22 protein-coding genes are annotated in these 22,249 nt (G+C 73.2%); 11 read left to right on the top strand and 11 right to left on the bottom strand.

Going from position 1 to position 22,249, the window contains the following annotated elements; translation table 11 throughout:
- Window positions 1–4 precede the first annotated feature (4 nt).
- The 5 genes from ACWGIS_RS30240 to ACWGIS_RS30220 form a co-directional block, all read right to left on the bottom strand.
- Window positions 5–910 carry an SCO1860 family LAETG-anchored protein gene (locus ACWGIS_RS30240; protein ID WP_453365649.1) on the bottom strand — a complete coding sequence of 302 codons (906 nt, stop codon included), beginning with the start codon at window positions 908–910 and terminating at the stop codon, window positions 5–7.
- A gap of 269 nt (window positions 911–1,179) precedes the next feature.
- Complete coding sequence (locus ACWGIS_RS30235) at window positions 1,180–2,271, bottom strand: amidohydrolase family protein (protein WP_453365648.1); 1,092 nt, start codon at window positions 2,269–2,271, stop codon at window positions 1,180–1,182.
- Window positions 2,272–2,306: 35 nt separating this feature from the next.
- Window positions 2,307–3,116: an amino acid ABC transporter ATP-binding protein gene (locus tag ACWGIS_RS30230; protein ID WP_453365647.1), complete on the bottom strand. Its 810-nt coding sequence runs from the start codon at window positions 3,114–3,116 to the stop codon at window positions 2,307–2,309.
- Window positions 3,113–3,946: an amino acid ABC transporter permease gene (locus tag ACWGIS_RS30225; protein ID WP_355789984.1), complete on the bottom strand. Its 834-nt coding sequence runs from the start codon at window positions 3,944–3,946 to the stop codon at window positions 3,113–3,115. The genes ACWGIS_RS30230 and ACWGIS_RS30225 overlap by 4 nt, the downstream gene beginning before the upstream one ends.
- Window positions 3,943–4,794 carry a transporter substrate-binding domain-containing protein gene (locus tag ACWGIS_RS30220; RefSeq protein WP_453365646.1) on the bottom strand — a complete coding sequence of 284 codons (852 nt, stop codon included), beginning with the start codon at window positions 4,792–4,794 and terminating at the stop codon, window positions 3,943–3,945. The genes ACWGIS_RS30225 and ACWGIS_RS30220 overlap by 4 nt, the downstream gene beginning before the upstream one ends.
- Before the next feature lie 241 nt (window positions 4,795–5,035).
- Between ACWGIS_RS30220 and ACWGIS_RS30215 the strand changes: the two genes are divergently transcribed.
- The 5 genes from ACWGIS_RS30215 (at window position 5,036) to thpD (ending at window position 9,952) form a co-directional block, all read left to right on the top strand.
- Complete coding sequence (locus ACWGIS_RS30215; protein WP_453365679.1) at window positions 5,036–6,139, top strand: pyridoxal-phosphate-dependent aminotransferase family protein; 1,104 nt, start codon at window positions 5,036–5,038, stop codon at window positions 6,137–6,139.
- A gap of 602 nt (window positions 6,140–6,741) precedes the next feature.
- A complete protein-coding gene (ectA, locus tag ACWGIS_RS30210; protein WP_453365645.1) occupies window positions 6,742–7,281 on the top strand; it encodes a diaminobutyrate acetyltransferase in 540 nt (179 codons plus the stop codon).
- Window positions 7,282–7,339: 58 nt separating this feature from the next.
- Window positions 7,340–8,614 carry a diaminobutyrate--2-oxoglutarate transaminase gene (gene ectB / locus ACWGIS_RS30205; RefSeq protein ID WP_453365644.1) on the top strand — a complete coding sequence of 425 codons (1,275 nt, stop codon included), beginning with the start codon at window positions 7,340–7,342 and terminating at the stop codon, window positions 8,612–8,614.
- 34 nt (window positions 8,615–8,648) lie between these two features.
- The gene (locus tag ACWGIS_RS30200) at window positions 8,649–9,047 is read left to right on the top strand and encodes an ectoine synthase (RefSeq protein WP_121403768.1); all 399 of its coding nucleotides are present in this window, start codon (window positions 8,649–8,651) and stop codon (window positions 9,045–9,047) included.
- A 5-nt stretch (window positions 9,048–9,052) separates the two neighbouring features.
- Complete coding sequence (thpD, locus tag ACWGIS_RS30195; protein WP_453365643.1) at window positions 9,053–9,952, top strand: ectoine hydroxylase; 900 nt, start codon at window positions 9,053–9,055, stop codon at window positions 9,950–9,952.
- 113 nt (window positions 9,953–10,065) lie between these two features.
- Here thpD and ACWGIS_RS30190 read toward each other — a convergent pair whose 3' ends face one another.
- From ACWGIS_RS30190 to ACWGIS_RS30165, 6 genes are all read right to left on the bottom strand, one after another.
- Window positions 10,066–11,115 carry a maleylpyruvate isomerase family mycothiol-dependent enzyme gene (locus ACWGIS_RS30190; protein WP_453365642.1) on the bottom strand — a complete coding sequence of 350 codons (1,050 nt, stop codon included), beginning with the start codon at window positions 11,113–11,115 and terminating at the stop codon, window positions 10,066–10,068.
- Window positions 11,116–11,370: 255 nt separating this feature from the next.
- Window positions 11,371–12,420 (bottom strand): aminotransferase class V-fold PLP-dependent enzyme, encoded by a 1,050-nt coding sequence (locus ACWGIS_RS30185; RefSeq protein WP_453365641.1) that lies wholly within the window; start codon window positions 12,418–12,420, stop codon window positions 11,371–11,373.
- A 123-nt stretch (window positions 12,421–12,543) separates the two neighbouring features.
- Window positions 12,544–13,263, bottom strand: coding sequence for a DsbA family oxidoreductase (locus tag ACWGIS_RS30180; protein ID WP_453365640.1), 720 nt, complete (start codon window positions 13,261–13,263; stop codon window positions 12,544–12,546).
- 74 nt (window positions 13,264–13,337) lie between these two features.
- Window positions 13,338–13,844, bottom strand: coding sequence for an N-acetyltransferase family protein (locus tag ACWGIS_RS30175; protein ID WP_453365639.1), 507 nt, complete (start codon window positions 13,842–13,844; stop codon window positions 13,338–13,340).
- Between the two features lie 147 nt (window positions 13,845–13,991).
- Window positions 13,992–14,600, bottom strand: coding sequence for a DUF1349 domain-containing protein (locus ACWGIS_RS30170; RefSeq protein WP_453365638.1), 609 nt, complete (start codon window positions 14,598–14,600; stop codon window positions 13,992–13,994).
- A 26-nt stretch (window positions 14,601–14,626) separates the two neighbouring features.
- Window positions 14,627–16,156: an aldehyde dehydrogenase (NADP(+)) gene (locus ACWGIS_RS30165; RefSeq protein ID WP_453365637.1), complete on the bottom strand. Its 1,530-nt coding sequence runs from the start codon at window positions 16,154–16,156 to the stop codon at window positions 14,627–14,629.
- 132 nt (window positions 16,157–16,288) lie between these two features.
- Between ACWGIS_RS30165 and ACWGIS_RS30160 the strand changes: the two genes are divergently transcribed.
- From ACWGIS_RS30160 to ACWGIS_RS30135, 6 genes are all read left to right on the top strand, one after another.
- Window positions 16,289–17,062 carry an IclR family transcriptional regulator gene (locus ACWGIS_RS30160; protein WP_453365636.1) on the top strand — a complete coding sequence of 258 codons (774 nt, stop codon included), beginning with the start codon at window positions 16,289–16,291 and terminating at the stop codon, window positions 17,060–17,062.
- A 1-nt stretch (window position 17,063) separates the two neighbouring features.
- Window positions 17,064–17,534 carry a GNAT family N-acetyltransferase gene (locus ACWGIS_RS30155; RefSeq protein ID WP_453365635.1) on the top strand — a complete coding sequence of 157 codons (471 nt, stop codon included), beginning with the start codon at window positions 17,064–17,066 and terminating at the stop codon, window positions 17,532–17,534.
- Window positions 17,535–17,627: 93 nt separating this feature from the next.
- Entirely contained in the window at window positions 17,628–18,650 is a 1,023-nt protein-coding gene (locus ACWGIS_RS30150) for a hypothetical protein (protein WP_453365634.1), read from the top strand.
- The gene (locus tag ACWGIS_RS30145) at window positions 18,647–19,918 is read left to right on the top strand and encodes a sensor histidine kinase (RefSeq protein ID WP_453365633.1); all 1,272 of its coding nucleotides are present in this window, start codon (window positions 18,647–18,649) and stop codon (window positions 19,916–19,918) included. The genes ACWGIS_RS30150 and ACWGIS_RS30145 overlap by 4 nt, the downstream gene beginning before the upstream one ends.
- Window positions 19,915–20,577 carry a response regulator gene (locus ACWGIS_RS30140; protein ID WP_453365632.1) on the top strand — a complete coding sequence of 221 codons (663 nt, stop codon included), beginning with the start codon at window positions 19,915–19,917 and terminating at the stop codon, window positions 20,575–20,577. Before ACWGIS_RS30145 ends, ACWGIS_RS30140 begins: the two co-directional genes overlap by 4 nt.
- 82 nt (window positions 20,578–20,659) lie before the next feature.
- Window positions 20,660–22,111, top strand: a complete 1,452-nt coding sequence (locus ACWGIS_RS30135) for a peptidoglycan D,D-transpeptidase FtsI family protein (protein WP_453365631.1) — start codon at window positions 20,660–20,662, stop codon at window positions 22,109–22,111.
- The last annotated feature ends 138 nt before the right edge of the window (window positions 22,112–22,249 follow it).

Raw genomic sequence — 22,249 nt, 5'->3', positions numbered from 1 at the left:
GGCGTCAGCCGCGGCCGCGCCGGGACAGGTAGACCCCTCCCCCGCCGGCCGCCAGCAGCGCCACCGCGCCGCCCGCCAGGTACGGGGTCACCGAACTGCCGCCGGTCTCGGCGAGGTTGGCCTCGGCCGGGGCGCCCTGGGGCTTCACCTCGGACACGGGGTCGGCGCCCGGCGCGGGCCTCGCCGGTGCCGCGGGCGACTCGCAGGTGGCGCCGGCCAGCGTGAGCGTGCCCTCGACCTCGGCGACGTTCAGCTTCAACGGGTTGATGGACACCTTGAGTTCGAGCGCGGAGGCGGCGGCCGTACGGGACGTGGTCTGCGTCCGGGAGAGGTCGAGGCGGACCTCCCCGACCCCGGGCACCTGGACCACGGACGGGCCGCCCGTGGAGAGGGTGACCTTCTTGCCGAGGACGGTCACCGCGCCGAGCAGGTTCGCGGTGGCGACCGGCTTCCTGCCCGCCTCGCAGGTCGCCCTGCTGGTGACCTGTTCCACCTCGATGAGGGAGAGCAGCGGCAGCCCCGGGACGTGGAGCTTGGCGTGCGCGAGGCTGGTGCGGCCCTCGGCCTTGCGTGCGGAGACCGTCGCCCCGGCGGTGGCGACGTCCGCGCGCAGCACGCTGAACGGGCGTCCGCCGGCGACGCCGTCCAACTGCGCGGTGAGCGCGGTCTTCTGTGCGCTCTGCGGTGCCCTGACCTCGTTCAGGGAGACCGCGAGCGGGAGGTTCACGGATTTGTTGAGCAGGGAGACGTCGAGCGCGGTGCGCAGGACGACGGCGCTCGCGCGACCGTGGTCGGTGGTCGCGTGGGCGGAGCCGGCGCCGGCCAGGGCCGCGGGACCGGCGGCCAGGGCGGTGGCCGCCGCGGTGGCGGCGAGGCGGCGTGCGGGCATGCGGAAGTGGTTGCCGTTCACGGTGGTTGGGACCCCCAGTGGAGAACAGACTTGGGACCCGGCAAGAATTACGCACGGAGAGTGAACAGTCAGCCACCTGAGGTCACTTCACTCCAACGTGGGATTACCGTGCGTTTTTTCGAATCCTGCGGCACGGGTGTTCGCCCCCGTCCCCCTCTGCACTCTCCCGGGCACGCGCGCCGGTCGACGCCCCGGCGCGGTGGCGGGGGTGCCCAACGAGCCGGCCGGCGCGCACGTCACGCTGCGTCAACCGGCGCCCGGCGGGAAGGTCAGCCGACGATCCGCCCGTCGAGGACGACCCGGCGCGGCGCGGCGAGCACCCGGACGTCCGCCCGGGGGTCCTCGTCGTAGACCACGAGGTCCGCGGGTGCCCCCTCGTCGAGCCCCGGCCGCCCCAGCCAGCGCCTGGCCCCCCACGCGGTCGCGGACAGCGCCTCCAGCGGCGGGATACCGGCCGTGACCAGCTCGGCCACCTCGCTCGCGACGAGGCCGTGGGCGAGCGAGCCGCCCGCGTCGGTGCCGACGAAGACGGGGATGCCCGCGTCATGGGCGGCGCGCACGGTGTCGTGGCGCCGCGCGTGCAGCCGTCGCATGTGGGCGGACCAGTCGGGGTACTTGGCCTCGCCGCCCGCCGCGAGCTGCGGGAAGGTCGCGATGTTCACGAGCGTGGGGACGATGGCGACGCCCCGCTCGGCGAAGAGCGGGATGGTCTCCTCGGTGAGGCCGGTCGCGTGCTCGATGCAGTCGATGCCCGCCTCGACCAGGTCCCGCAGGGAGTCCTCGGCGAAGCAGTGGGCGGTGACCCGGGCGCCGAGCCGGTGGGCCTCGGCGATCGCCGCCTCCACCGCCTCGCGCGGCCAGCAGGCGCTCAGGTCGCCGGTCCCGCGGTCGATCCAGTCGCCCACCAGCTTGACCCAGCCGTCGCCGCGCCGGGCCTCCCGGGCGACGTACGCGACGAGGTCGCCGGGCTCGATCTCGTGGGCGAAGCCGCGGATGTAGCGGCGGGTGCGGGCGATGTGCCGGCCCGCGCGGATGATCTTCGGGAGGTCCTCGCGGTCGTCGATCCAGCGGGTGTCGGAGGGCGAGCCGGCGTCGCGGATCAGGAGGGTGCCCGCCTCGCGGTCGGTGAGCGCCTGCTTCTCCGCCACGTCCTGGGGGACCGGCCCGTGCGGGCCGAGTCCGACGTGGCAGTGCGCATCGACGAGGCCGGGCAGCGCCCAGCCCTGCACGGTGCGGATGTCGCGGGCGCCGGCGGGGCGCTCGTACGAGATCCTCCCGCCGACCGCCCAGAGTTCGTCCCGGACGTCGTCGGGCCCGACGAGCACCCGCCCCTTCACGTGCAGCACCGTGCGATCGCTCATGCGCAGCACCCTAGTTCCTGGTCCGGGCCCCCCGGCTAGAGGCCCTTCTCGACCGCCCCGTCCGCCTCGGCGGTGCCTTCCTCGACGTCCGCCATGGCGGGGTCGAGGAGCCGGGACAGGAAGTGCCGGGTGCGCTCGTGGGCCGGGTCGCCGATGACCTGTGCGGGGGCGCCCTCCTCGACGACCACGCCGCCGTCCATGAAGACGACCCGGTCGGCGACCTCGCGCGCGAAGCTCATCTCGTGGGTGACGACCATCATGGTCATGCCCTCGTTCGCGAGCATCCGCATCACGGCGAGGACGTCGCCGACGAGTTCCGGGTCGAGGGCCGAGGTCGGCTCGTCGAAGAGCATCACCTCGGGGCCCATGGCCAGCGCCCGGGCGATCGCCACGCGCTGCTGCTGGCCGCCGGAGAGCGAGGCCGGATAGGCGTCGGCCTTCTCGGACAGCCCGACCCGCCGCAGGTTCTCCTCGGCCACCCGCGCGGCCTGCGCCTTGTCGCGGCCGAGGACCCGGCGCTGCGGCAGCGCCAGGTTCTCGGTCACCGTCAGGTGCGGGAAGAGGTTGAACTGCTGGAAGACCATGCCGATCCGGCGGCGGACCGCGTCGATGTCGACGTCGGGGTGCGTGACCTCCGTGCCGCCGACGAAGACCTGCCCCTTCGTGGGCTCCTCCAGGAGGTTCACGCAGCGCAGCAGGGTCGACTTGCCGGAGCCGGACGGGCCGATCACGCAGACGACCTCGCCGGAGCCGATCTCCAGGTCGATGCCGCGCAGCACCTCGTTGTCGCCGAAGGACTTGTGCAGCCCTTTGACCTGGATCTCGGGAGTCTTGGACGTGCTCACTTGGTGGCCTCCCCGGCCTTGGCCTCCAGGCGCCGCACGACGAAGCCGAGCGGCACGGTCACGAGCAGGTAGCACAGGCCCGCGACCAGGATCGGCGTGGAGTTGGCGGTCTGGCTCGCCAGGTCCCGGCCGAACTTGGTGAGTTCGCGCTCCTCCAGCGTGACCCCGAGGAACAGCACCAGCGAGGAGTCCTTGAAGAGCAGGACCAGCTCGTTGGTGAGCGGCGGGATCACGATGCGGAACGCCTGCGGGATGATGATCGAGACCATCGCCCGGGCGTGCGAGAAGCCGAGTGAACGGGCCGCCTCCATCTGCCCCTTGGGCACCGCCTGGATGCCGGCGCGGATCGTCTCCGCCATGTAGGCGGCGGAGACCAGGCCGAGCGCGAGCGCCACCTTGCCGTAGGTGCCGCCCGGGATCTCCGTGCCCGGGAAGGCGAGCGGTACGGCGACGCCGACGAAGACGAAGATCAGCAGGGCGGGCAGGCCGCGGAAGACCTCGATGTAGATGCCCGCGAGCCAGCGGTAGGGGCCCACCGGGGACAGCCGCATCAGGGCGATGACCATGCCGAGCACGAGGCCGAAGACGAAGCCGGACATCGTGTACAGCACGGTGTTCTTCAGCGCCAGCGTGATGACGTCCGGGAACATCTGCCGGACGAGGTCCCACTGGGCGAACTGGTTCTTCAGCCGTCCCCAGTCCGCCGTGAGCGCGAAGGCGATCACGGCGGCGACGAACACGACGTACTGCACACCGCGCGAGATCGCGCGCTTCTGGCGCCGGGTCAGGCCGGACCTGCGGGGCTGGACGGTTGTGTCGGCCTCACTCATGAGGCGGACGGGGAGGCGGTCGCCGCGGACTCGTCGTACGGGCCGATCCACTTCTCGTACAGCTTCTTGTAGGTGCCGTCGGCCTTGGCGTCCTTGATGGCCTTGTTGATCGCGGCGACCAGCTTGGTGTTGCCCTTCTTCACCGTGAAGCCGTACTGCTCACCGGTGTTGAGGTTGTCGACCACCTTGAAGGCGTCGGCGTTGGCCTTGTCCTTGAGCCAGCCCTGGACGACCGGGTAGTCGATGACGACGGCCTGGACCTGGCCGGAACGCAGGCCGTTGATGACCGCGTCGGAGGACTCGAAGGAGACCGGGTCGAAGCCCTGCTTCTTCGCGTAGTCCTCGCCGGTGGTCTGCGCCTGGGCGCCGAGCTTCTTGCCCTTGGCCTTCACGTCCGCGAGGGAGTTCACGCCGCTCTTCTTGTCGACGAGGACGGCCTGCGTGGCGTCGAAGTAGGGGTCGGAGAAGTCGACGTTCTTCTTGCGCTCCTCGGTGATCGTCATACCGGCCGCGGCGAGGTCGCACTGCTCGGAGTTGAGGAACGCGCCGGTCTTGAAGTTCTCGAACGGCGTGTCGAGGATGTCCTGCTTCACGCCGAGGTCCTTGGCGACCAGGTCGATCAGCGAGACGTCGAAGCCCTGCACCTTGCCGTCGACCTCCGACTGGAAGGGCGGGTACGGCAGGTGGGTGCAGGTGGTGAGCTGACCGCCCTTGACCAGGGTGACCCCGCCGGCGGTGGTCTTGTCGCCCCCGTCGTCGTCCGAGGAGCAGCCGGCCACGAGCAGCAGCCCGGCCGTCGCGGTGGTGGCGGCCAGAATGCGGGTCCGGCGTCCGAGGACCGAGTTCACGAGGACCTCCTGTGAGGGAACTGAGGCTTCCGATTATAAGGAAAGGTTTGGGTTGCTCAAATCAATCCGATGGTCGCCGGGCCGTCCGGCCTCGGATCCCGGCCCCCGGACGGCGCCCGGCGCGGCCGGCCGGACCGCGGCACCTCGCCGGGGACCCCGCCTGGCCGCCGGTTAGGCTCGTACCGCGTATCCACGTACTGGAATCCGCGTACTGGAACCCGTGAGCGAAGAGAGCGCCGCCGTGACCCACCCCTTCCTGGACCTGGCCCCCTTGACCGCGGCGCGTTTCGCGTCGATCGAGGACCGCGTGGCGCGGCTGCTCTCCACCGGGCAGGACGTCGTGATCATGCAGGGTGAGGCGCTGCTCCCGCTGGAGGGCGCCATCCGCGCCGCAGCGGGGCCGGGGACGACGGCGCTCAACATCGTCACGGGGCCGTACGGGCAGACCTTCGGCGACTGGCTGCGGGACTGCGGGGCGACCGTGGTCGACCTCGCCGTGCCGTTCCACGCCGCGGTGACGGCCGAGCAGGTCCGTGCCGCGTTCGCCGAGCACCCGGAGATCGACTTCGTCTCGCTCGTGCACGCCGAGGCGGCCACCGGCAACACGAACCCGGTCCGGGCCGTCGGCGAGGTGGTGCGCGAGCACGGCGCGCTGTTCTACCTGGACGCCGTCGCCTCGATCGGTGCCGAGCCGGTCCTGCCGGACGCGTGGGGCGTGGACCTGTGCGTCATCGGGGCGCAGAAGGCGATGGGCGGTCCCGCGGGCGTGTCGGCGGTGTCCGTGAGCGCGCGGGCGTGGGCGCGGATGGCCGCGAACCCCGCGGCGCCCCGCCGGTCGTACCTGTCGCTCCTCGACTGGAAGGAGCGGTGGATCGACGGCGGCCGCACGGCGCTGCTGCACGCGCCCGCGCAGCTGGAGATGCTGGCCCTGGAGGCGTGCGTCGAGCGCATCGAGGCGGAGGGGCCGGCCGCGGTGATGGCCCGCCACGCCTCGGCCGCGGCGGCCACCCGGGCGGGCGCGCTCGCGCTCGGCGGCGGTATCGAGCCGTACGTGCGCGAGGTGTCCGACGCCGCTCCGGTGGCGACGACGCTGCGCGCCCCGTCGGGCGTCGACGCGTCCGCCCTGGTCGCGCGCGCCCTGGCCGCCGACCCCGCGCTCCCGCTGGCCGCGGGCGGCGGCGCGCTGGCCAAGGAGATGATCCGGGTGAACCACTACGGGCCGGACGCCACGCGCGGTGCCGTGCGGGCCTGCCTGGCCGCGCTGGGCTCCGCCCTGGGCGAGCTGGGCACGACGGCGGTGGACCTGGAGGCCGCGGGCCGTGCCGTGGCGGACGCCTGGAAGTGAGCCCCCTCCCGCACCGGGACTCCCCGCTTGGGCGAGTCCCCGGCCCGTGACCCGCCGCGGCCGTCCGGCCGCCGTCCCCGCCCCGTCCGCTTCCCGCGGGCGGGGCGTTCCCCCTCGCGCCCACTCCGCGCACCCGGGCATCCCGTGCGAAGGGCCCCCGGACATCCCGCGGGAGCAACACCCGGACATTCCGCGCGAGTGACGTGTCCCATAAAGGGCCGAAGCGCTGCGCACGTGAAGCGGCTCACTTTTCACACGCACCGAGAAAGTCCGCTTCCGCGAGAATTCAACGCGCTTTTCCCCACTCATTCCCGCGACATTATCCGGCGTAGCTTCCCGTCCTCTTCTGCCCGCTTTCCCCGAGGCTAAACACGGAGATTCTGCGAACACCGGCGATGCATTTCGGGCGGGTTCCAGGGGGGTCACACGGCTGTGACACACTCCACATCGCGCCCGATTCCTCCCGCCATATCCGGGCAATATCCCTCATACCCCAGCGCCCGGCCCGAAGAACTCACGCCCGCGTGATAACACACGGGTGGCTGGTGCGTAACCCCGGCCGACGATGCAATTTCAACTTTCGCTGGGTAAATTCAACCGGCATGACCGCCGCACCAGCAGACCTGCAAGCGGAATTCCTGGGAATGCCCGAGGGCCTCCGGATCGACCGTCCGGGGGTGGCCGACGGGGCCGCGCTCTGGCGCATCGCCAAGGACTCCGGAAACCTCGACCTGAACTCCTCGTACAGCTACCTCCTGTGGTGCCGTGACTTCGCCGGCACCTCGGCGGTGGCCCGCGACGCGGAGGGCGAGCCCGTCGGTTTCGTCACCGGCTACATCCGCCCCGAGCAGCCGGGGACGCTGCTCGTGTGGCAGGTGGCCGTGGACAGCGCCTGTCGCGGACGCGGACTCGCCGCCGCCCTGCTCGACGGACTGACCGCGCGGGTGGCGCGGGAGCGCGGGCTCGCCTTCGTCGAGACCACCGTCTCACCGGGCAACACCGCCTCGGAGCGCCTGTTCGCCTCGTACGCCGCCCGCCACGGCGCGGCCCTGGAGCGGGAGGTGCTGTTCGACACCGGACAGTTCCCGGACGGGCCGCACGACCCCGAGGTGCTGCACCGCATCGGACCGCTGTCCTTCTGATCCGCCCCGCCCTCTCCGGCATCCCCCCACGACTTCATCTCCCAGGAGGAGATTCGCTGTGACCATCACCCAGCCCGACCTGAGCGTCTTCGAGACCCTGGAGTCGGAGGTGCGCAGCTACTGCCGCGGCTGGCCCACCGTCTTCGACCGCGCGCAGGGCAGCCGCATGTACGACGAGGACGGCCACGAGTACCTCGACTTCTTCGCGGGCGCCGGGTCGCTCAACTACGGCCACAACAACCCGGTGCTCAAACGGGCCCTCATCGACTACCTGGAGCGCGACGGCGTCACCCACGGTCTCGACATGTCGACGACCGCCAAGCGCCGCTTCCTGGAGTCCTTCCAGAACCTGGTCCTGCGCCCGCGCGACCTGCCCTACAAGGTCATGTTCCCGGGCCCGACGGGCACGAACGCGGTGGAGGCCGCGCTGAAGCTGGCCCGCAAGGTGAAGGGCCGCGAGGCCATCGTGTCGTTCACGAACGCCTTCCACGGCATGTCGCTGGGCTCGCTCGCCGTCACCGGCAACGCCTTCAAGCGGGCCGGCGCCGGCATCCCGCTCGTGCACGGCACCCCGATGCCGTTCGACAACTACTTCGACGGCCAGGTCCCGGACTTCCTCTGGTTCGAGCGGCTGCTGGAGGACCAGGGCTCCGGTCTCAACAAGCCCGCCGCCGTGATCGTCGAGACCGTGCAGGGCGAGGGCGGCATCAACGTGGCCCGCGCCGAGTGGCTGCGCGCGCTCGCCGAGCTGTGCGAGCGCCAGGACATGCTGCTGATCGTCGACGACATCCAGATGGGCTGCGGCCGGACCGGCGCCTTCTTCTCCTTCGAGGAGGCGGGCGTCACCCCCGACATCGTCACCGTGTCCAAGTCCATCAGCGGCTACGGGCTCCCCATGTCGCTGTGCCTGTTCAAGCCCGAGCTGGACATCTGGGAGCCGGGCGAGCACAACGGCACCTTCCGCGGCAACAACCCGGCGTTCGTGACCGCCGCCGCGGCCCTGGAGGCGTACTGGGCCGACGGCTCCGCGATGGAGAAGCAGACCCGGGCCCGCGGGGAGCAGGTCGAGCAGGGGCTGATCTCCATCACCGAGGAGAACCTCGCCGACATCAAGGAGTACCGGGGCCGCGGTCTCGTGTGGGGCCTGGAGTTCAAGGAGAAGGAGCGTGCCGGACGGATCGCGCAGCGCGCCTTCGAACTCGGCCTGCTCATCGAGACCTCGGGCCCGGAGAGCGAGGTCGTCAAGCTGCTTCCGGCGCTGACGATCACGCCCGACGAGCTGGACGAGGGGCTGCGCACCCTCGCCCGCGCCGTCCGCGAGACGGTCGCCTGACCGCGTACGCACCACAGAAAGGCAGCACCCCACCGTGATCGTCCGATCGTTCAAGGACATCGAGGGAACCGACCGTCATGTGAAGGCCAAGACCGGCACCTGGGAGAGCAAGCGCATCGTGCTCGCCAAGGAGAAGGTCGGGTTCTCCCTCCACGAGACGACTCTGTACGCGGGTACCGAGACGTCGATGTGGTACGCGAACCACATCGAGGCCGTCCTCTGCGTGGAGGGCGAGGCCGAGCTGACCAACGACGAGACCGGCGAGAAGCACTGGATCACGCCGGGCACCATGTACCTGCTCGACGGCCACGAGCGCCACACCATGCGCCCCAAGACCGACTTCCGGTGCGTCTGCGTCTTCAATCCGCCCGTCACCGGACGGGAGGACCACGACGAGAACGGCGTCTACCCGCTGCTGACCGAGGAGGTCTGAGCACCATGACCATCACCCCCGAGAGGACCACCGACCTCTATCCGAGCCGCGGCGCCACCGAGGTCTCCGTACCCCGCAAGGACCCGGTGATCTGGGGCGCCCCGGGCGACCCGGGCCCCATCGAGGCGTCCGACCTCCAGGCGTACGAGCGCGACGGCTTCCTCGCCGTCGAGGAGCTCATCACCCCCGACGAGGTCGCCGTCTACCGCGCCGAACTGGAGCGGCTCGTCACCGACCCGGCCGTCCGCGCCGACGAGCGCTCGATCGTCGAGCCGGCGTCGCAGGAGATCCGCTCGGTCTTCGAGGTGCACCGGATCAGCGAGGTCTTCGCGCGGCTGGTGAGTGACGAGCGTGTGGTGGGCCGGGCCCGGCAGATCCTCGGCTCGGACGTGTACGTCCACCAGTCGCGGATCAACGTCAAGCCGGGGTTCGGGGCCAGCGGGTTCTACTGGCACTCGGACTTCGAGACCTGGCACGCCGAGGACGGTCTGCCGAACATGCGGACGGTGTCCGTGTCGATCGCGCTGACGGAGAACCTCGACACCAACGGCGGTCTCATGATCATGCCGGGGTCGCACAGGACGTTCCTCGGGTGCGCGGGGGCCACGCCGAAGGACAACTACAAGAAGTCGCTCCAGATGCAGGACGCCGGCACGCCCTCGGACGAGGCGCTCACCGCGTTCGCCGAGCGGCACGGCATCAAGCTGTTCACCGGCCCAGCGGGGTCGGCCACGTGGTTCGACTGCAACTGCATGCACGGTTCGGGTGACAACATCACGCCGTTCCCGCGCAGCAACGTCTTCATCGTGTTCAACAGCGTGGAGAACGCCGCGGTGGAGCCGTTCGCGGCGCCCGTGCGGCGGCCCGAGTTCATCGGCGCGCGGGACTTCACCCCGGTGAGGTGACCGGCGGCCCCTGCGACGCCGCGGGTCCGGCACTCCATGTGGGTGCCGGGCCCGCGGCGTCGCACGTGGCTCCCGGATGAGGACCGGTCCCGGCGGGCGAGGAACCCCGGGCGTCACGGCCAGGCCAGTGACGCCGCCCTGTCCAGCACGCCGCGCACGGCGGTCGCGTCGCCCGTCGCGCCGCGCGGCACCTCCTCGGGGGTGCGCCGGCCGCCGACGAGCAGGCAGAGGTCCACCGGGGTCAGGACGAGTTCGGCGCGCACCGGCTCGTCCTCCGAGCCCAGCACCCACTCGGCGTCCCCGCCGCGCCCGGTCACCGCGAGCAGCACCGGGGGCGCCCCGGGGCCCAGCGCCGTGCCGAGGATGCGGACGGCGAGGCGGACGAGCTGCCACAGGTGCGGCTCGGGCGGCGGCGGCACGACGCGGCCCAGCGCCCGGCCGATGTCGGCGCCGTGGATCCACGTCTCGAAGGCGCGGACCAGGAAGTGGTCGGCGACGGGGAGCCGGACGCCCATCAGCGTCGTGCACTGCGCGGCCGGCTCGAACTCCCGCGCCTCACGGGTGGCGAGCAGGTCCGCGGCCTGCGCGGTCCATGCGGCGACGGTCTGCCGCGGGGTGCGCGCCCGCTCGTGGGCGATCACGCCGGCGGTCCGCGCGGCCCACTCCTGGCGCCACCCGGCGCCCTCCGCGGTACCGGCCGGCGACGGCGGCACCCGGGCGGCCAGCCCCAGCCGCAGCGCCAGTGGCTCGTCCGCGGCGATCAGGTGGGCGACGGTGTCGTGCACGTCCCAGCCGTGCACGACGGGCGTCCGCCACGAAGCGGCGGTGTCCGCCTCGTCCAGCGGTCGGCGCAGTGCGGCGACCGCCGCCGAGTAGGGCGCCGCGTGCGCGGCGACCGGCGCCGCGGCGGGACGCGGGCGCGAGTCCCCGGCCCGGTGACCGTCGGCCGTGTGCGGCCCGCCGCCCGGACCCCGCGGGCCGTCTCCCGCATCGATCGGCCCGCCCGGCGGCCGCGGCCTCCGTCGCCGGAGCCGCTCGGCCTCGGCGGCGCAGGACTCGCACCCGGCCAGGTGCGGCGGCACCGTCCTGTCGTCGGAGGGTGGCAGCGCCCCGGTGGCCCAGTCCGCCAGCAGCTCTCGTACCCGCTCGTGTTCGGTGCTCATCCGGCGCCGTCCTTCCGGGCCGTGGTCGGCACGGCGGCCGGGGCCCGCCCGCGGCCCCGTCACCCCGCTCCTTCCAGCGTACGCACGCCCGGCCGGCCGGTCCCGTCGCACGGGCGGCCGGTCCCGTCGCACGGGCGGCCCGCCGGAACGGGGACCGGAGGGCTCCGCGGGCGAACGGGCGAGAGCGGGCGAGTGGGCCCGGCAACCCGGCCGCCCTGAACCGTGCGCGGCCGGGTCCCGGCCGCGCCCCCCGGCTCAGCCGGACAGGACGTCCAGCAGGCGGTCGACGTCCGCGGGGGTGTTGTAGAGGTGGAAGGCCGCCCTCAGGTTGCCCGCGCGGTCGGACACCTCGACCCCGGCCCTGCTCAACTCGGCCTGCCGGTTGCCCAGTTGCGGGACGGAGACGATGGGTGAGCCGGGGGCGGGGACGGGCCGGTGCCCGAGCCGGCCGAGCCCCTCGCGGAACCGGTCGGCCAGCGCGAGGTCGTGGGCCCGTACGGTGTCCACGCCCAGTTCCTCGATGAGCGCCAGCGAGTGACGGGCCCCGGTGTACGAGAACAGGCTGGGGCTCTCGTCGAACCGCCGTGCCGAGTGGGCGAGTTCCTCGACGGGGCCGTAGCAGCTGTCCCAGGGGCGCTCGCCGGCGACCCAGCCCGCGAAGACGGGGGTGAGGCCGCCCAGGTCCTCGGGGACGACCAGGAAGGCCACGCCCCGGGGGCAGACGAGCCACTTGAAGGCGACGGAGGAGACGAAGTCGTACGCGTCCGCCTCGATTGGCAGCCAGCCGGCGGCCTGGGACACGTCGACGTACGTCCGTGCCCCGTGCGTCCGGGCGGCGTCCCGGATCGCCGCCAGGTCGGCGACCCGGCCGTCGGCGGACTGGGCGGCGCTGACGGCGACCAGTGCCGTACCGGGCCGGACGGACTCGGCGATCCGCTCCAGCGGCACGGTGCGCACCTTGAGGTCGCCGCGGACGTGGAAGGGGTTCACGACGGAGGTGAAGTCGGCCTCGGCGGTGAGGACTTCGGCGCCCGCCGGCAGCGAGGCGGCGATCAGGCCGGTGTAGACGGCGACGGAGGCGCCGGCCGCGACCCGGCGGTCGGACACGCCGGCCAGCCGGGCGAAGGCGGACCGGGCGGCCTCCACGTCCGCGAACATGTCCTGGGGCTGCCCCGCCGCCACGGACTCGACGCCGGCCCGCATGGCGTCCACCGCGCGAACCGGCAGCAGCCCGGTGCTCGCGGTGTTGAGGTAGGTGTTCTTCGGGGCGAACTCGGCTCGTACGAGGCTCTCGAAGGTCTCCATGGGACCACTCTGCGGCCCCCCGAAGCCCTCGTCCATCGCGTATTTTTGCGGGGTTTCGCCAAGCGATGCTTATGGATCTGGCCCGACCTGCGGTTTTCCGCCGGCCGGGCCTTGGTGTGCGTCCTACTTCTGGGGGACGGCGCAGCCGTCGGGGCCGCACACCTCCGCGGCGCCGCCCGGCTCCTGGAGCAGGGTCAGCGGGGACCGGTCGCCCCATGCCTGGGTCAGGGCCTGGGTGAAGACCTCGGCGGGCTGGGCGCCGGAGACGCCGTAGGTGCGGTCGAGGACGAAGAAGGGGACACCGGTCGCGCCCAGCTCGGCGGCCTCGCGCTCGTCGGCGCGGACCTCGTCGGCGTAGGCGGCCGGGTCGGCGAGGACCGCGCGGGCGGAGTCCGCGTCGATCCCGGCGGCGACGGCCAGCTCCACGAGCCGCTCGTCGTCGTCGAAGACCGACCGCTCCTCCGCGAAGTTGGCGCGGTACAGCAGGCCGATCAGCTCGTCCTGGCGGACCCGCTCCTTGGCGAGGTGCAGCAGGCGGTGCATGTCGAAGGTGCTGCCGTGGTCGCGGCCCTCGGTGCGGTACTCCAGGCCCTCGGCGGCGGCGTTCGCGCCCAGGTTGTCCTCGGCGGCCTGCGCCTGCGCCTCGCTCATGCCGTACTTGGCGGCCAGCATCGGCAGGACGGCTCCGGTGTCGCCCTTGGCGCGCGTCGGGTCGAGCTCGAAGGAGCGGTGCACCACCTCCACCTGGGCCCGGTGCGGGAAGGCGGCGAGCGCCTTCTCGAAGCGGGCCTTGCCCACGTAGCACCACGGGCAGGCGATGTCGCTCCAGATCTCGACGCGCATTCTTCGGCTTCTTCCAGGTCGTACGGGTACGGAGACGCCCTCCGCCGGGTACGTGAACGTTCAACCGGCTCGGGTCATTCCCCGGGGACCCCGAAGCGCAGGAACAGGTGGTCGTCGTCCTCGGCGGGCGGGTTCGCGGGGTCCGGGACCCAGCCCCTGTCCGCGTAGAAGGACTGGGCGCGCTCGTTGCCGACGTGCACGTCCAGCGTCGCGGTCCGTTTCCGGTCGGCCTGCCACTGCTCGACGCAGGCGGCGTGCAGGGCCGTGCCGATGCCGGTCCGCCAGTGCCCGGGGTCCACGTGGAACTGGAAGAGCTTCACGGTGTCGGCGGGTGCGCCCTCGGGCGTCCGGAAGGAGGCCAGCGCGGCGATCCGGCCCCGCTCGACCAGGCAGAGGACGTGGCCGTCCGGGCGGTCGATCGCCTGCCGCCAGACGGCGGGCCAGTCGGTGCCGTCGTCGGGGATGCCGTCGGGGTAGTAGGTCGCGCGGGCCCTGGCGTGCAGGGCGGCGACGGCCGGGGCCTCGGCGGGCAGTGCGGTCCTGATCACCCGGTTCACCCGGGCCGCGCGGTCTCCGATCATGCAACGGAGGACGTGGGCGGCACGGCCCCGGTTCCGCGGCGGTCGAACTGGGTGCGGTACGCGCTGGGGGCGAGGCCCGCGACCGCCCGACGGCGCTTCCCCGCCCCGGCGTCCGTCCGCGGACGGACGCCGCCGGGGCCGGGACCGTCAGCTGCCGTCCCGCAGGTCCTTCGGCCAGTCGGGGCGGAACTCGACGCCGTCGTACGTCACCACGCAGCCCTCGCCCATCGGGGACTGCGTCATGAAGCCGACGAGGGCCGCTCCGGACGCCTCCTCGTCGCCGAGCGTGAACAGCCGGACGAAGGTCCAGCGGACGCCGTCGCGGGAGGCGTGGAAGGCGAAGGCGCGGCCCGTGCGGCTGACCCGGAGCCAGACGGAACTGCCGTCGACGGTGAAGGAGTTGGCGTCGTCGGAGTGCCCCCGGGTGACCACCGTGCAGACGGTGGGCACGTCCGGGGAGTACTCCAGGCAGAGCTTCGCCCAGGCCCGCTCCCCCACGTGGACGTAGAGCACACCGGCGTCGAAGGAGCCGGCGAAGCCCACGGTGACCCGGGCTATCAGCTGGAAGTCGCCCTCGGGCGAGCCCAGCAGCCGGGGGGCGTCGGAGGCGGGGTCCAGAGCCTCACCGGTGGGCGGCACGAAGCGGTCCTGCCGCGCGCCCGCCCAGCCGGTGAGCACTCCGTCCTCGTACGACCAGTGGCCGTCCGGCCCGTAGGTACGCAGCGGGAAGGGGAGTTCGGGAATCTCGACGTCCATCCGCCGAGTGTCCCAGGCCGGTGCGCTCAGCGCTCCAGCCGCCCGTCGTAACGGCGGGGCAGCCCCAGCGGGTTGTCGTCGCGCAGCTCCGGCGGCAGCAGGGCCTCCGGCGCGTTCTGGTACGCCACCGGGCGCAGCCAGCGCTCGATCGCCGTACCGCCCACCGAGGTCGAGGTGGAGGTGGTCGCCGGGTAGGGGCCCCCGTGGTGCTGGGCCGGGGCGACGGCGACGCCGGTCGGCCAGCCGTTGACCAGGACGCGGCCCGCGAGCGGGGTGAGTTCGGCGAGGACCTCGGCGCCGCGCCCCTCCCCGGCCGCCTCCTCGGTGGACAGGTGCACGGTGGCGGTGAGGTTGCCGGGAAGCCGGGAGAGCACCGCGCCGGCCTCCGCGTCGTCCTCGTAGCGGGCGACGACGGTGAGCGGGCCGAAGCACTCCTCCAGGAGCAGGTCGTGGTCGCCCTCGGCGGCGAGCTTCCGCGCGGGCACGGTCAGGAAGCCGGGGCTCACCGTGTGCTCGCCGCCCGCGCCGGGGGTGACCGGGGACTCCACGCCGGGCAGCCCGGTGCGCTCGGTGACGCCGGCCAGGAAGTTGTCCCGCATGCGGTGGTCGAGCAGGACACCCGCCTCGGTGTCGCTGACGGCGTCGGTCAGGGACTTCAGCAGCCGGTCCCCGGCGTCGCCCGCGGGGGCCAGCACCAGGCCGGGCTTCACGCAGAACTGGCCGACGCCCAGCGTCATGGAGCCCGCGAGCCCGGCGCCGATGGCCTCGGCGCGCTCGGCGGCGGCGGCCTCGGTGACGACGACCGGGTTGAGCGAGCCGAGTTCGCCGTGGAAGGGGATCGGTACGGGGCGGGCGGCCGCCGCGTCGAACAGGGCGCGTCCGCCGCGGACCGAGCCGGTGAATCCGGCCGCCGAGACGAGCGGGTGCTTCACCAGCTCGACGCCGGCCTCGAAGCCGTGGACCAGGCCGACGACGCCGGCGGGGATGTCGTGCCGGGCGGCGGCCCTGCGCAGGGTCGAGGCGACCAGCTCGGACAGTCCGGGGTGGTCGGGGTGGGCCTTGACGACGACCGGGCAGCCCGCGCCGAGCGCGCTGGCGGTGTCGCCGCCCGCGACCGAGAACGCGAACGGGAAGTTCGAGGCCGAGTAGACGGCGACGACGCCCAGCGGCACCTTGTAGCGGCGCAGGTCCGGGATCGGTGGGGTCGCGGTGTCGTCGGGGTGGTTGATCACGACGTCGAGGAAGGCGCCCTCGTCGACGATGTCCGCGAAGGCCCGCAGCTGGTAGCAGGTGCGGGCGAGTTCGCCGGTGAGCCTGACCGGGCCGAGGGCGGTCTCCGCGTCGGCCGCCTCGACCAGCCGGTCCTTGGCCTCTTCGAGCAGGTCCGCCGCCGTGCGCAGGAAGGCGGCGCGCACGGTGCGGTCGGCGAGGGCCCCTCTGGCGGCGTGCGCGGCGCGGACGGCCTCGTCCACTTCCTGGGCTGTGGCCTCCACCGCAACCTGCTCGCGCTGCTTCCCGGTACGGGGGTCGACACTCCAGACTGGTGCTGCTGCCACCGCGGGTTCCTCCAGATGTGATGCCGCAGTTCCTGTGTCACTCACCAGGGGCGTTCGATATGCTGAACGCTGTCTCTGATGGTGAATATGCTGTCGGAGACTATTTCCCGTCCAACGAAGGGGTCAAGGGCGATGTCGGCAGTCGAGACAGGCGGCGGGGCGCAGGTCAAGTCCGCGGTGCGGACCGTGGAATTGCTCGAGTACTTCGCCGGCCGGCCCGGAATGCACTCCTTGGCCTCCGTGCAGGAGGCCGTCGGGTACCCCAAGTCCAGCCTGTACATGCTGCTGCGCACGCTGGTCGAGCTCGGCTGGGTGGAGACGGACGCGACGGGCACGCGGTACGGCATCGGCGTCCGCGCGCTGCTCGTCGGCACGTCCTACATCGACGGCGACGAGGTGGTGGCCGCCGCCCGGCCCACCCTGGACCGCCTGTCCGACGACACGACGGAGACGATCCACCTCGCCCGGCTCGACGGCACGAACGTCGTCTACCTCGCCACCCGCCAGTCCCAGCACTACCTGCGCCCCTTCACCAGGGTGGGACGGCGGCTGCCCGCGCACTCCACCTCCCTGGGCAAGGCGCTGCTCGCCACCCACACCGACGAGCAGGTCCGCAAGCTGCTCCCCGAGACGCTGCCCGCGCTGACCGAGCACACGATCACCGACCGGGAGAAGCTCATCGAGGAGCTGCACCAGGTGCGGGAGCAGGGCTTCGCGGTGGACCGCGAGGAGAACACGCTGGGGCTGCGCTGCTTCGGCGTGGCGATCCCGTACCGGACGCCCGCCCGGGACGCCATCAGCTGCTCGGTGCCGGTGGCGCGCCTGACGCCCGCCCACGAGCAGATGGTCAAGGACGCCCTGTTCGACGCGCGCGACCGGCTCACCCTCGCGACGAGGAGGCTCTGACGTGGAGGTGGCCCTGCGCCCCGTGCACGACAGCGACCTGCCGGTCTTCTTCCGGCTGTCGAACGACCCCGAGTCGCACCGGATGGCCGCGTTCACGGTCCGGGACCCGGCCGACCGGGAGCGCTTCGACGCCCACTGGCGCCGCGTGCGGGCCTCCTCCGCCGTGGTGCGCACGGTCCTGGCGGACGGTGACGTGGTCGGCAGCGCCGCGGTGTACGGCGAGCCGGGCGAGCTTGAGGTGACGTACTGGATCGACCGCGCGTACTGGGGCCGCGGTATCGCGACGGCGGCCCTGCGGGCCCTGATCGCCGCCGTCCCCGAGCGCCCGCTGCACGCCCGCGCCGCCGCGGACAACGCGGCGTCCGTCCGGGTCCTGGAGAAGTGCGGCTTCCGGGAGACGGAGCGCACCCACGGCTACGCCGAGGCCCGCGCCGAGGAGATCGACGAGGTCGTCCTCGTCCTGCGCGACTGACCGCGGGGTCTGGGCGCCTCTCCCCCGTGCGGCGGAGGCGGATCGTCGCCGCGCAGGACGTGGACCACGCTCCCGCGACGGCACGGTGGAGGCATGACGCAGCCCTCCCTCTCCGCGACGATCCCCGCCGGCGCACCGTCCCCGGGCGGGCGCCCCGGACGGGCGCGCCGCGTTCTGCGGGCCGTCGCCGTCGTCTCCTGCCTGCCGTACCTGTCCCTCAAGTCCGCCTGGATCGCGGGCAGTCACCTCGGCATTCCCGCGGGCAGCCCGCTGCTGGAGCACCGCGCGCAGCTGGCCGTGGCGAACGGTGTCACGGTCGTGATGGACGGCGCCGTCGTCGTCCTCGTGCTGCTGCTGACCCGGCCCTGGGGGCTGCGCGTGCCCGCGTGGCTGCTCGTCGTGCCGACGTGGACGGCGACCGGGCTGCTCGCGCCCGTGATGGCCGGGTATCCGCTGCAACTCCTCGTCGGGGCGCTCGGCGGGTCCGTGAACCGGGCGGCGGAGACCGGGCGGGAGCCGTTCCTCGACGCGTGGGTCTTCGCGGTGGTCTACACGGGCTTCATCGTGCAGGGGCTCACGCTGGGCGCGCTGTTCGTCCTGTACGCGCGGGACCGGTGGGGGCGGCTGTGGCGGGGCCGGGTGGGCGAGCTGCCCGCGAGCGGCGTGGGGTCGGCGCAGCGGGCAACCGCCGTCGCCGCGGCCGTCCTCGCGCTCGTGCCGGCCGGCTCGCACCTGGTGTGGGCCTGCGGCGGCACGGCGGGACTGAGCGCCGGTCGCGCCGCCCGGCGGACCGCCGACTTCCCCGTCCTGGAGGCCCTGGACGCCGCCTTCCTGCTGTTCTCCGTCGCGGGCGCGGTCCTGCTCGCCTTCCGGTGGGGGCCCGCGCTGCCGGTGCGGGTGCCGCTGGCGCTCGCCTGGGTCGGTTCCGGGGCCACCGCCTGCTGGGGCGGCTGGCTCTCACTGGCGAGCCTGGGCGGCCCGGACGACCTGGCGGGACGCCCCACGGAGCTGATGAACCTCACCTACGCTGGGCAGATGACCGTCGGCCTGCTCGTGATCACCGTCGCCGCGCACTTCCTCGCGGAGCGGTCCACCCGGGCGAAGCGACCGGCGTGAGCGCCCTCGCCCGGTTCCTGTTCGGACGGCGGGCGCGGCTGCGGTGGATCCACCTGATCCTCGGCGGCGCCCTCGCGATGCCGTACGTCCTCGTGGGCGAGGTCGTGGTCGGGCCGCTGGCGGACTCGCGGTACGTCTTCGGCTCCTTTCCCCTGCAACTCGCCTCCTTCGCGGCCGGGTTGCCGCTCGCCGCGGTCACCGCCCTCTTCCCGCTCACCCGGCCGCTGTCGGTGGCGGCGGCGCGGGCGCTGTGCGGTGTCGAGGGCGACCGGCTCGCCGACGGTCCCGCGCGGACCGGGGCGGCCCGGCGCCGTACCGCGGGCTGGTTCACCCTGCATCTGGGCCTCGGCGGGATCGTCGCCGGAATGTCCCTCGCCGTACCGCCGTTCGCGGCCGTGCTGATCGCGCTGCCCGCCGTGTCCTGGCTGCGGGACTCCCGGCTCGGACTGCCCGAAGTCCTGCACGAACCCTGGGCGTTGGCCCTCTCACCGGTCGCCGGGGCCGCGTCGCTGATCGCCCTCGCGGCCTGCGCGGCCGGGGCCGGAAGGCTGCTCGCCGGCCGGGCGCCCGTACTGCTCGGGCCGGGCCCCGAGGACCGGCTCGCGGCGGCCGAACGGCGGGCCGCGGACCTCGCGGTGCGCAACCGGCTCGCCCGCGAGCTGCACGACTCCGTCGGCCACGCGCTCAGCGCCGTCACCCTCCAGGCGAGCGCGGCCCGGCGGGTCCTGGACACCGATCCCGCGTTCGTCCGCGAGGCCCTCGCCGCGATCGAGGACACCACACGCCGCACGGTCGGCGAACTGGACGCGGTGCTCGGGGTGTTGCGGGAGAGCGACACCGGGCAGGGCACCGGCGCGGAGGACCCTGCCACCGCCCCGGCCCCCACCCTCGCCGACCTCGACGGCCTGCTGCGCCGCACCCGTGCCGGTGGCCTCGGCGTCACGGCGGCGGTCGAGGTGGACCCCGTGGAGCTGCCGCCGCTGGTCTCCCGGGAGACGTACCGCATCGTGCAGGAGGCGCTGAGCAACGCGCTCCGGCACGCCGGGCCGCGGGCCCCCGTGCTCCTGCGCATCACGCGCGGCGCGAACACCCTGGAGATCACCGCCGAGAACCCGGTCACCGGCGCCCCCGCTCCCCGCCCCGGCGGCGGCCACGGTCTGCGCGGCGTCGCGGACCGGGCGCGGCTGCTGGGCGGCACGACCGAGGCCGGCCCCGTGGACGGGGTGTGGCGCCTGCGCGTACGACTGCCCGTGGAGGGAGCCGCATGACCGGCCCGACGATCCGGATCGTCCTCGCGGACGACGAGCGCATGGTGCGCACCGCGCTGCGCGTGATCCTCTCCGCGGAACCGGACCTGGAGGTCGTCGGGGAGGCGGCGACCGGCGCGGAGGCGGTGTCGGTGGTGCGCGAACTGCGGCCGGACGTCGTCCTGATGGACGTCCGCATGCCGGAGACCGACGGCATCCGCGCCACCGGGCAGATCCTCGCGACGCTTCCCGACCCGCCCCGCGTCGTGGTGGTGACCACCTTCGAGAACGACTCCTACGTGTACGAGGCCCTGCGCGTCGGCGCCTCGGGGTTCCTGCTGAAGCGGGCCGACGCGGACGCGCTCGTCCAGGCGGTGCGGCTGGTCGCGCGCAGCGACAGCCTGCTGTTCCCCTCGGCGGTGCGGGCGCTGGCCGCCGCACACGCCCGCGCCCACCCCGAGCCGCCCGTGTGGGTGGCGAGGCTCACCGACCGCGAGCGGGACGTGCTGCGGCTGATGGCCACCGGACTCACCAACGCGGAGATCGCCGCCCGGATCGGCGTGGGCCCCGCGACGGTGAAGTCCCATGTGGCCGCCGTCCTGGCGAAGACGGGCACCCGGGACCGCACCCAGGCGGTGATCGCCGCCTACGAGGCGGGCTTCGTCCGGGACTCCGCCTGAACGCCCCGTTCCATGAACGGCGGATGAGAAATGCGGACGGAAGGGAACGATTCGAGCCCGCTCGTTCGTCTTCCAGGGCGCGATGAACAAGACGATCAGGCATGCCGCCGTCTTCACGCTGCTGCTCGTGCTCGCCCTGCTGGTCAGGGCGACCTGGGTGCAGTTCTACGACGGGAAGGCACTCGCGGACGACAAGCACAACCGGCGGAACGCGATCGAGCAGTACGCGCACCCGCTCGGGGACATCATCGTGGCCGGCGACGCGATCACCGGCTCCGCGCGGACGAAGGGGGGTGACCTGGCGTACAAGCGCACGTACAAGGACGGCAGTCTGTACGCGGCGGTGACGGGCTACAGCTCGCAGGTGTACGGGGCGACGCAGCTGGAGGGCGTCTACCGCAGCCTGCTCGACGGCACGGACAACCAGCTGAAGAACCCGCTGGACACCCTGACGAACAAGCGCGCCGACCCCGGTGACGTCGTCACGACGATCGACCCGGCCGTGCAGAAGGCCGCCTACCGGGCGCTCGGCGACAAGAAGGGCGCCGCGGTCGCGATCGACCCGGGGACGGGGCGCATCCTGGCCGCCGTCTCCACCCCCTCGTACGACCCGGGGCTGCTCAGCACCGGGAACTCGGCCGCCTGGAAGAGGCTGACCAAGTCCTCGGACAAGCCGATGACGAACCGCGCGCTGCGCCAGCCGCTGCCGCCCGGCTCGACGTTCAAGCTGGTCGTCGCGGCGGCCGCCCTGGAGGACGGCCTGTACCCGGACGTGGACGCGAGGACGGACAGCCCCGACCCGTACACGCTGCCGGGCACGACGCGGGTGCTGGCCAACGAGAACGCCTCCGCGCCCTGCGAGAACGCGTCGATCCGGGTCGCCCTCCAGTACTCCTGCAACAACGTCTTCGCGCGGATGGCCGTGAGCCTCGGCCAGGACAAGGTCCGCGCGATGGCGGAGAAGTTCGGCTTCAACGACGAGACGCAGGACGTACCGGTACGGGCCTACCCGAGCGTGTACCCCTCGGGCATGGACCGGGCGCAGACGGCGCTGACGGGCATCGGCCAGTTCGACGTGACGGCGACGCCGCTGCAGATGGCCATGGTCTCGGCGGCCATCGCGAACGGCGGCGAGCTGGTCTCGCCGCACATGGTGGCGCAGACCAGCGACGCCGACGGCGACGTACTGAGGGACTACGACGACGACCCCGGCAGCGAGCGGATCGTCAGCGCGTCGACGGCCGAGCAGCTGCGGTCCGCGATGCGGACGGTCGTGGAGGACGGCACGGGCACGAACGCGCGGATCGCCGGCGCCACGGTGGGCGGCAAGACCGGTACGGCCCAGCACGGCGAGAACAACAGCAAGACCCCGTACGCGTGGTTCACGTCGTACGCGAAGTCGGACTCCACCGGCAAGGAGGTCGCCGTGGCGGTCCTGGTCGAGCAGTCCGACGCGGCCCGCTCGGAGGTCAGCGGCAACGGCCTGGCCGCCCCGGTCGCGAAGGCCGCGATGGAGGCCGCGCTCCGGGACTGAGCCCACGCCGGCACGGTTCGCGACGGCCGGCGGGCCGCCCGCGCCCCCCGGGGGGGGGCCCCCCGCGTACCCGTGGGTACTTTACGCCCCGGGTATGCTCGATAGGGTCGATGGGGGACTAAACCACGCACAAGGCCG

The sequence above is a fragment of the Streptomyces sp. NPDC054842 genome (assembly GCF_053611025.1).
This window is presented reverse-complemented; position numbering and strand designations above follow the sequence as displayed.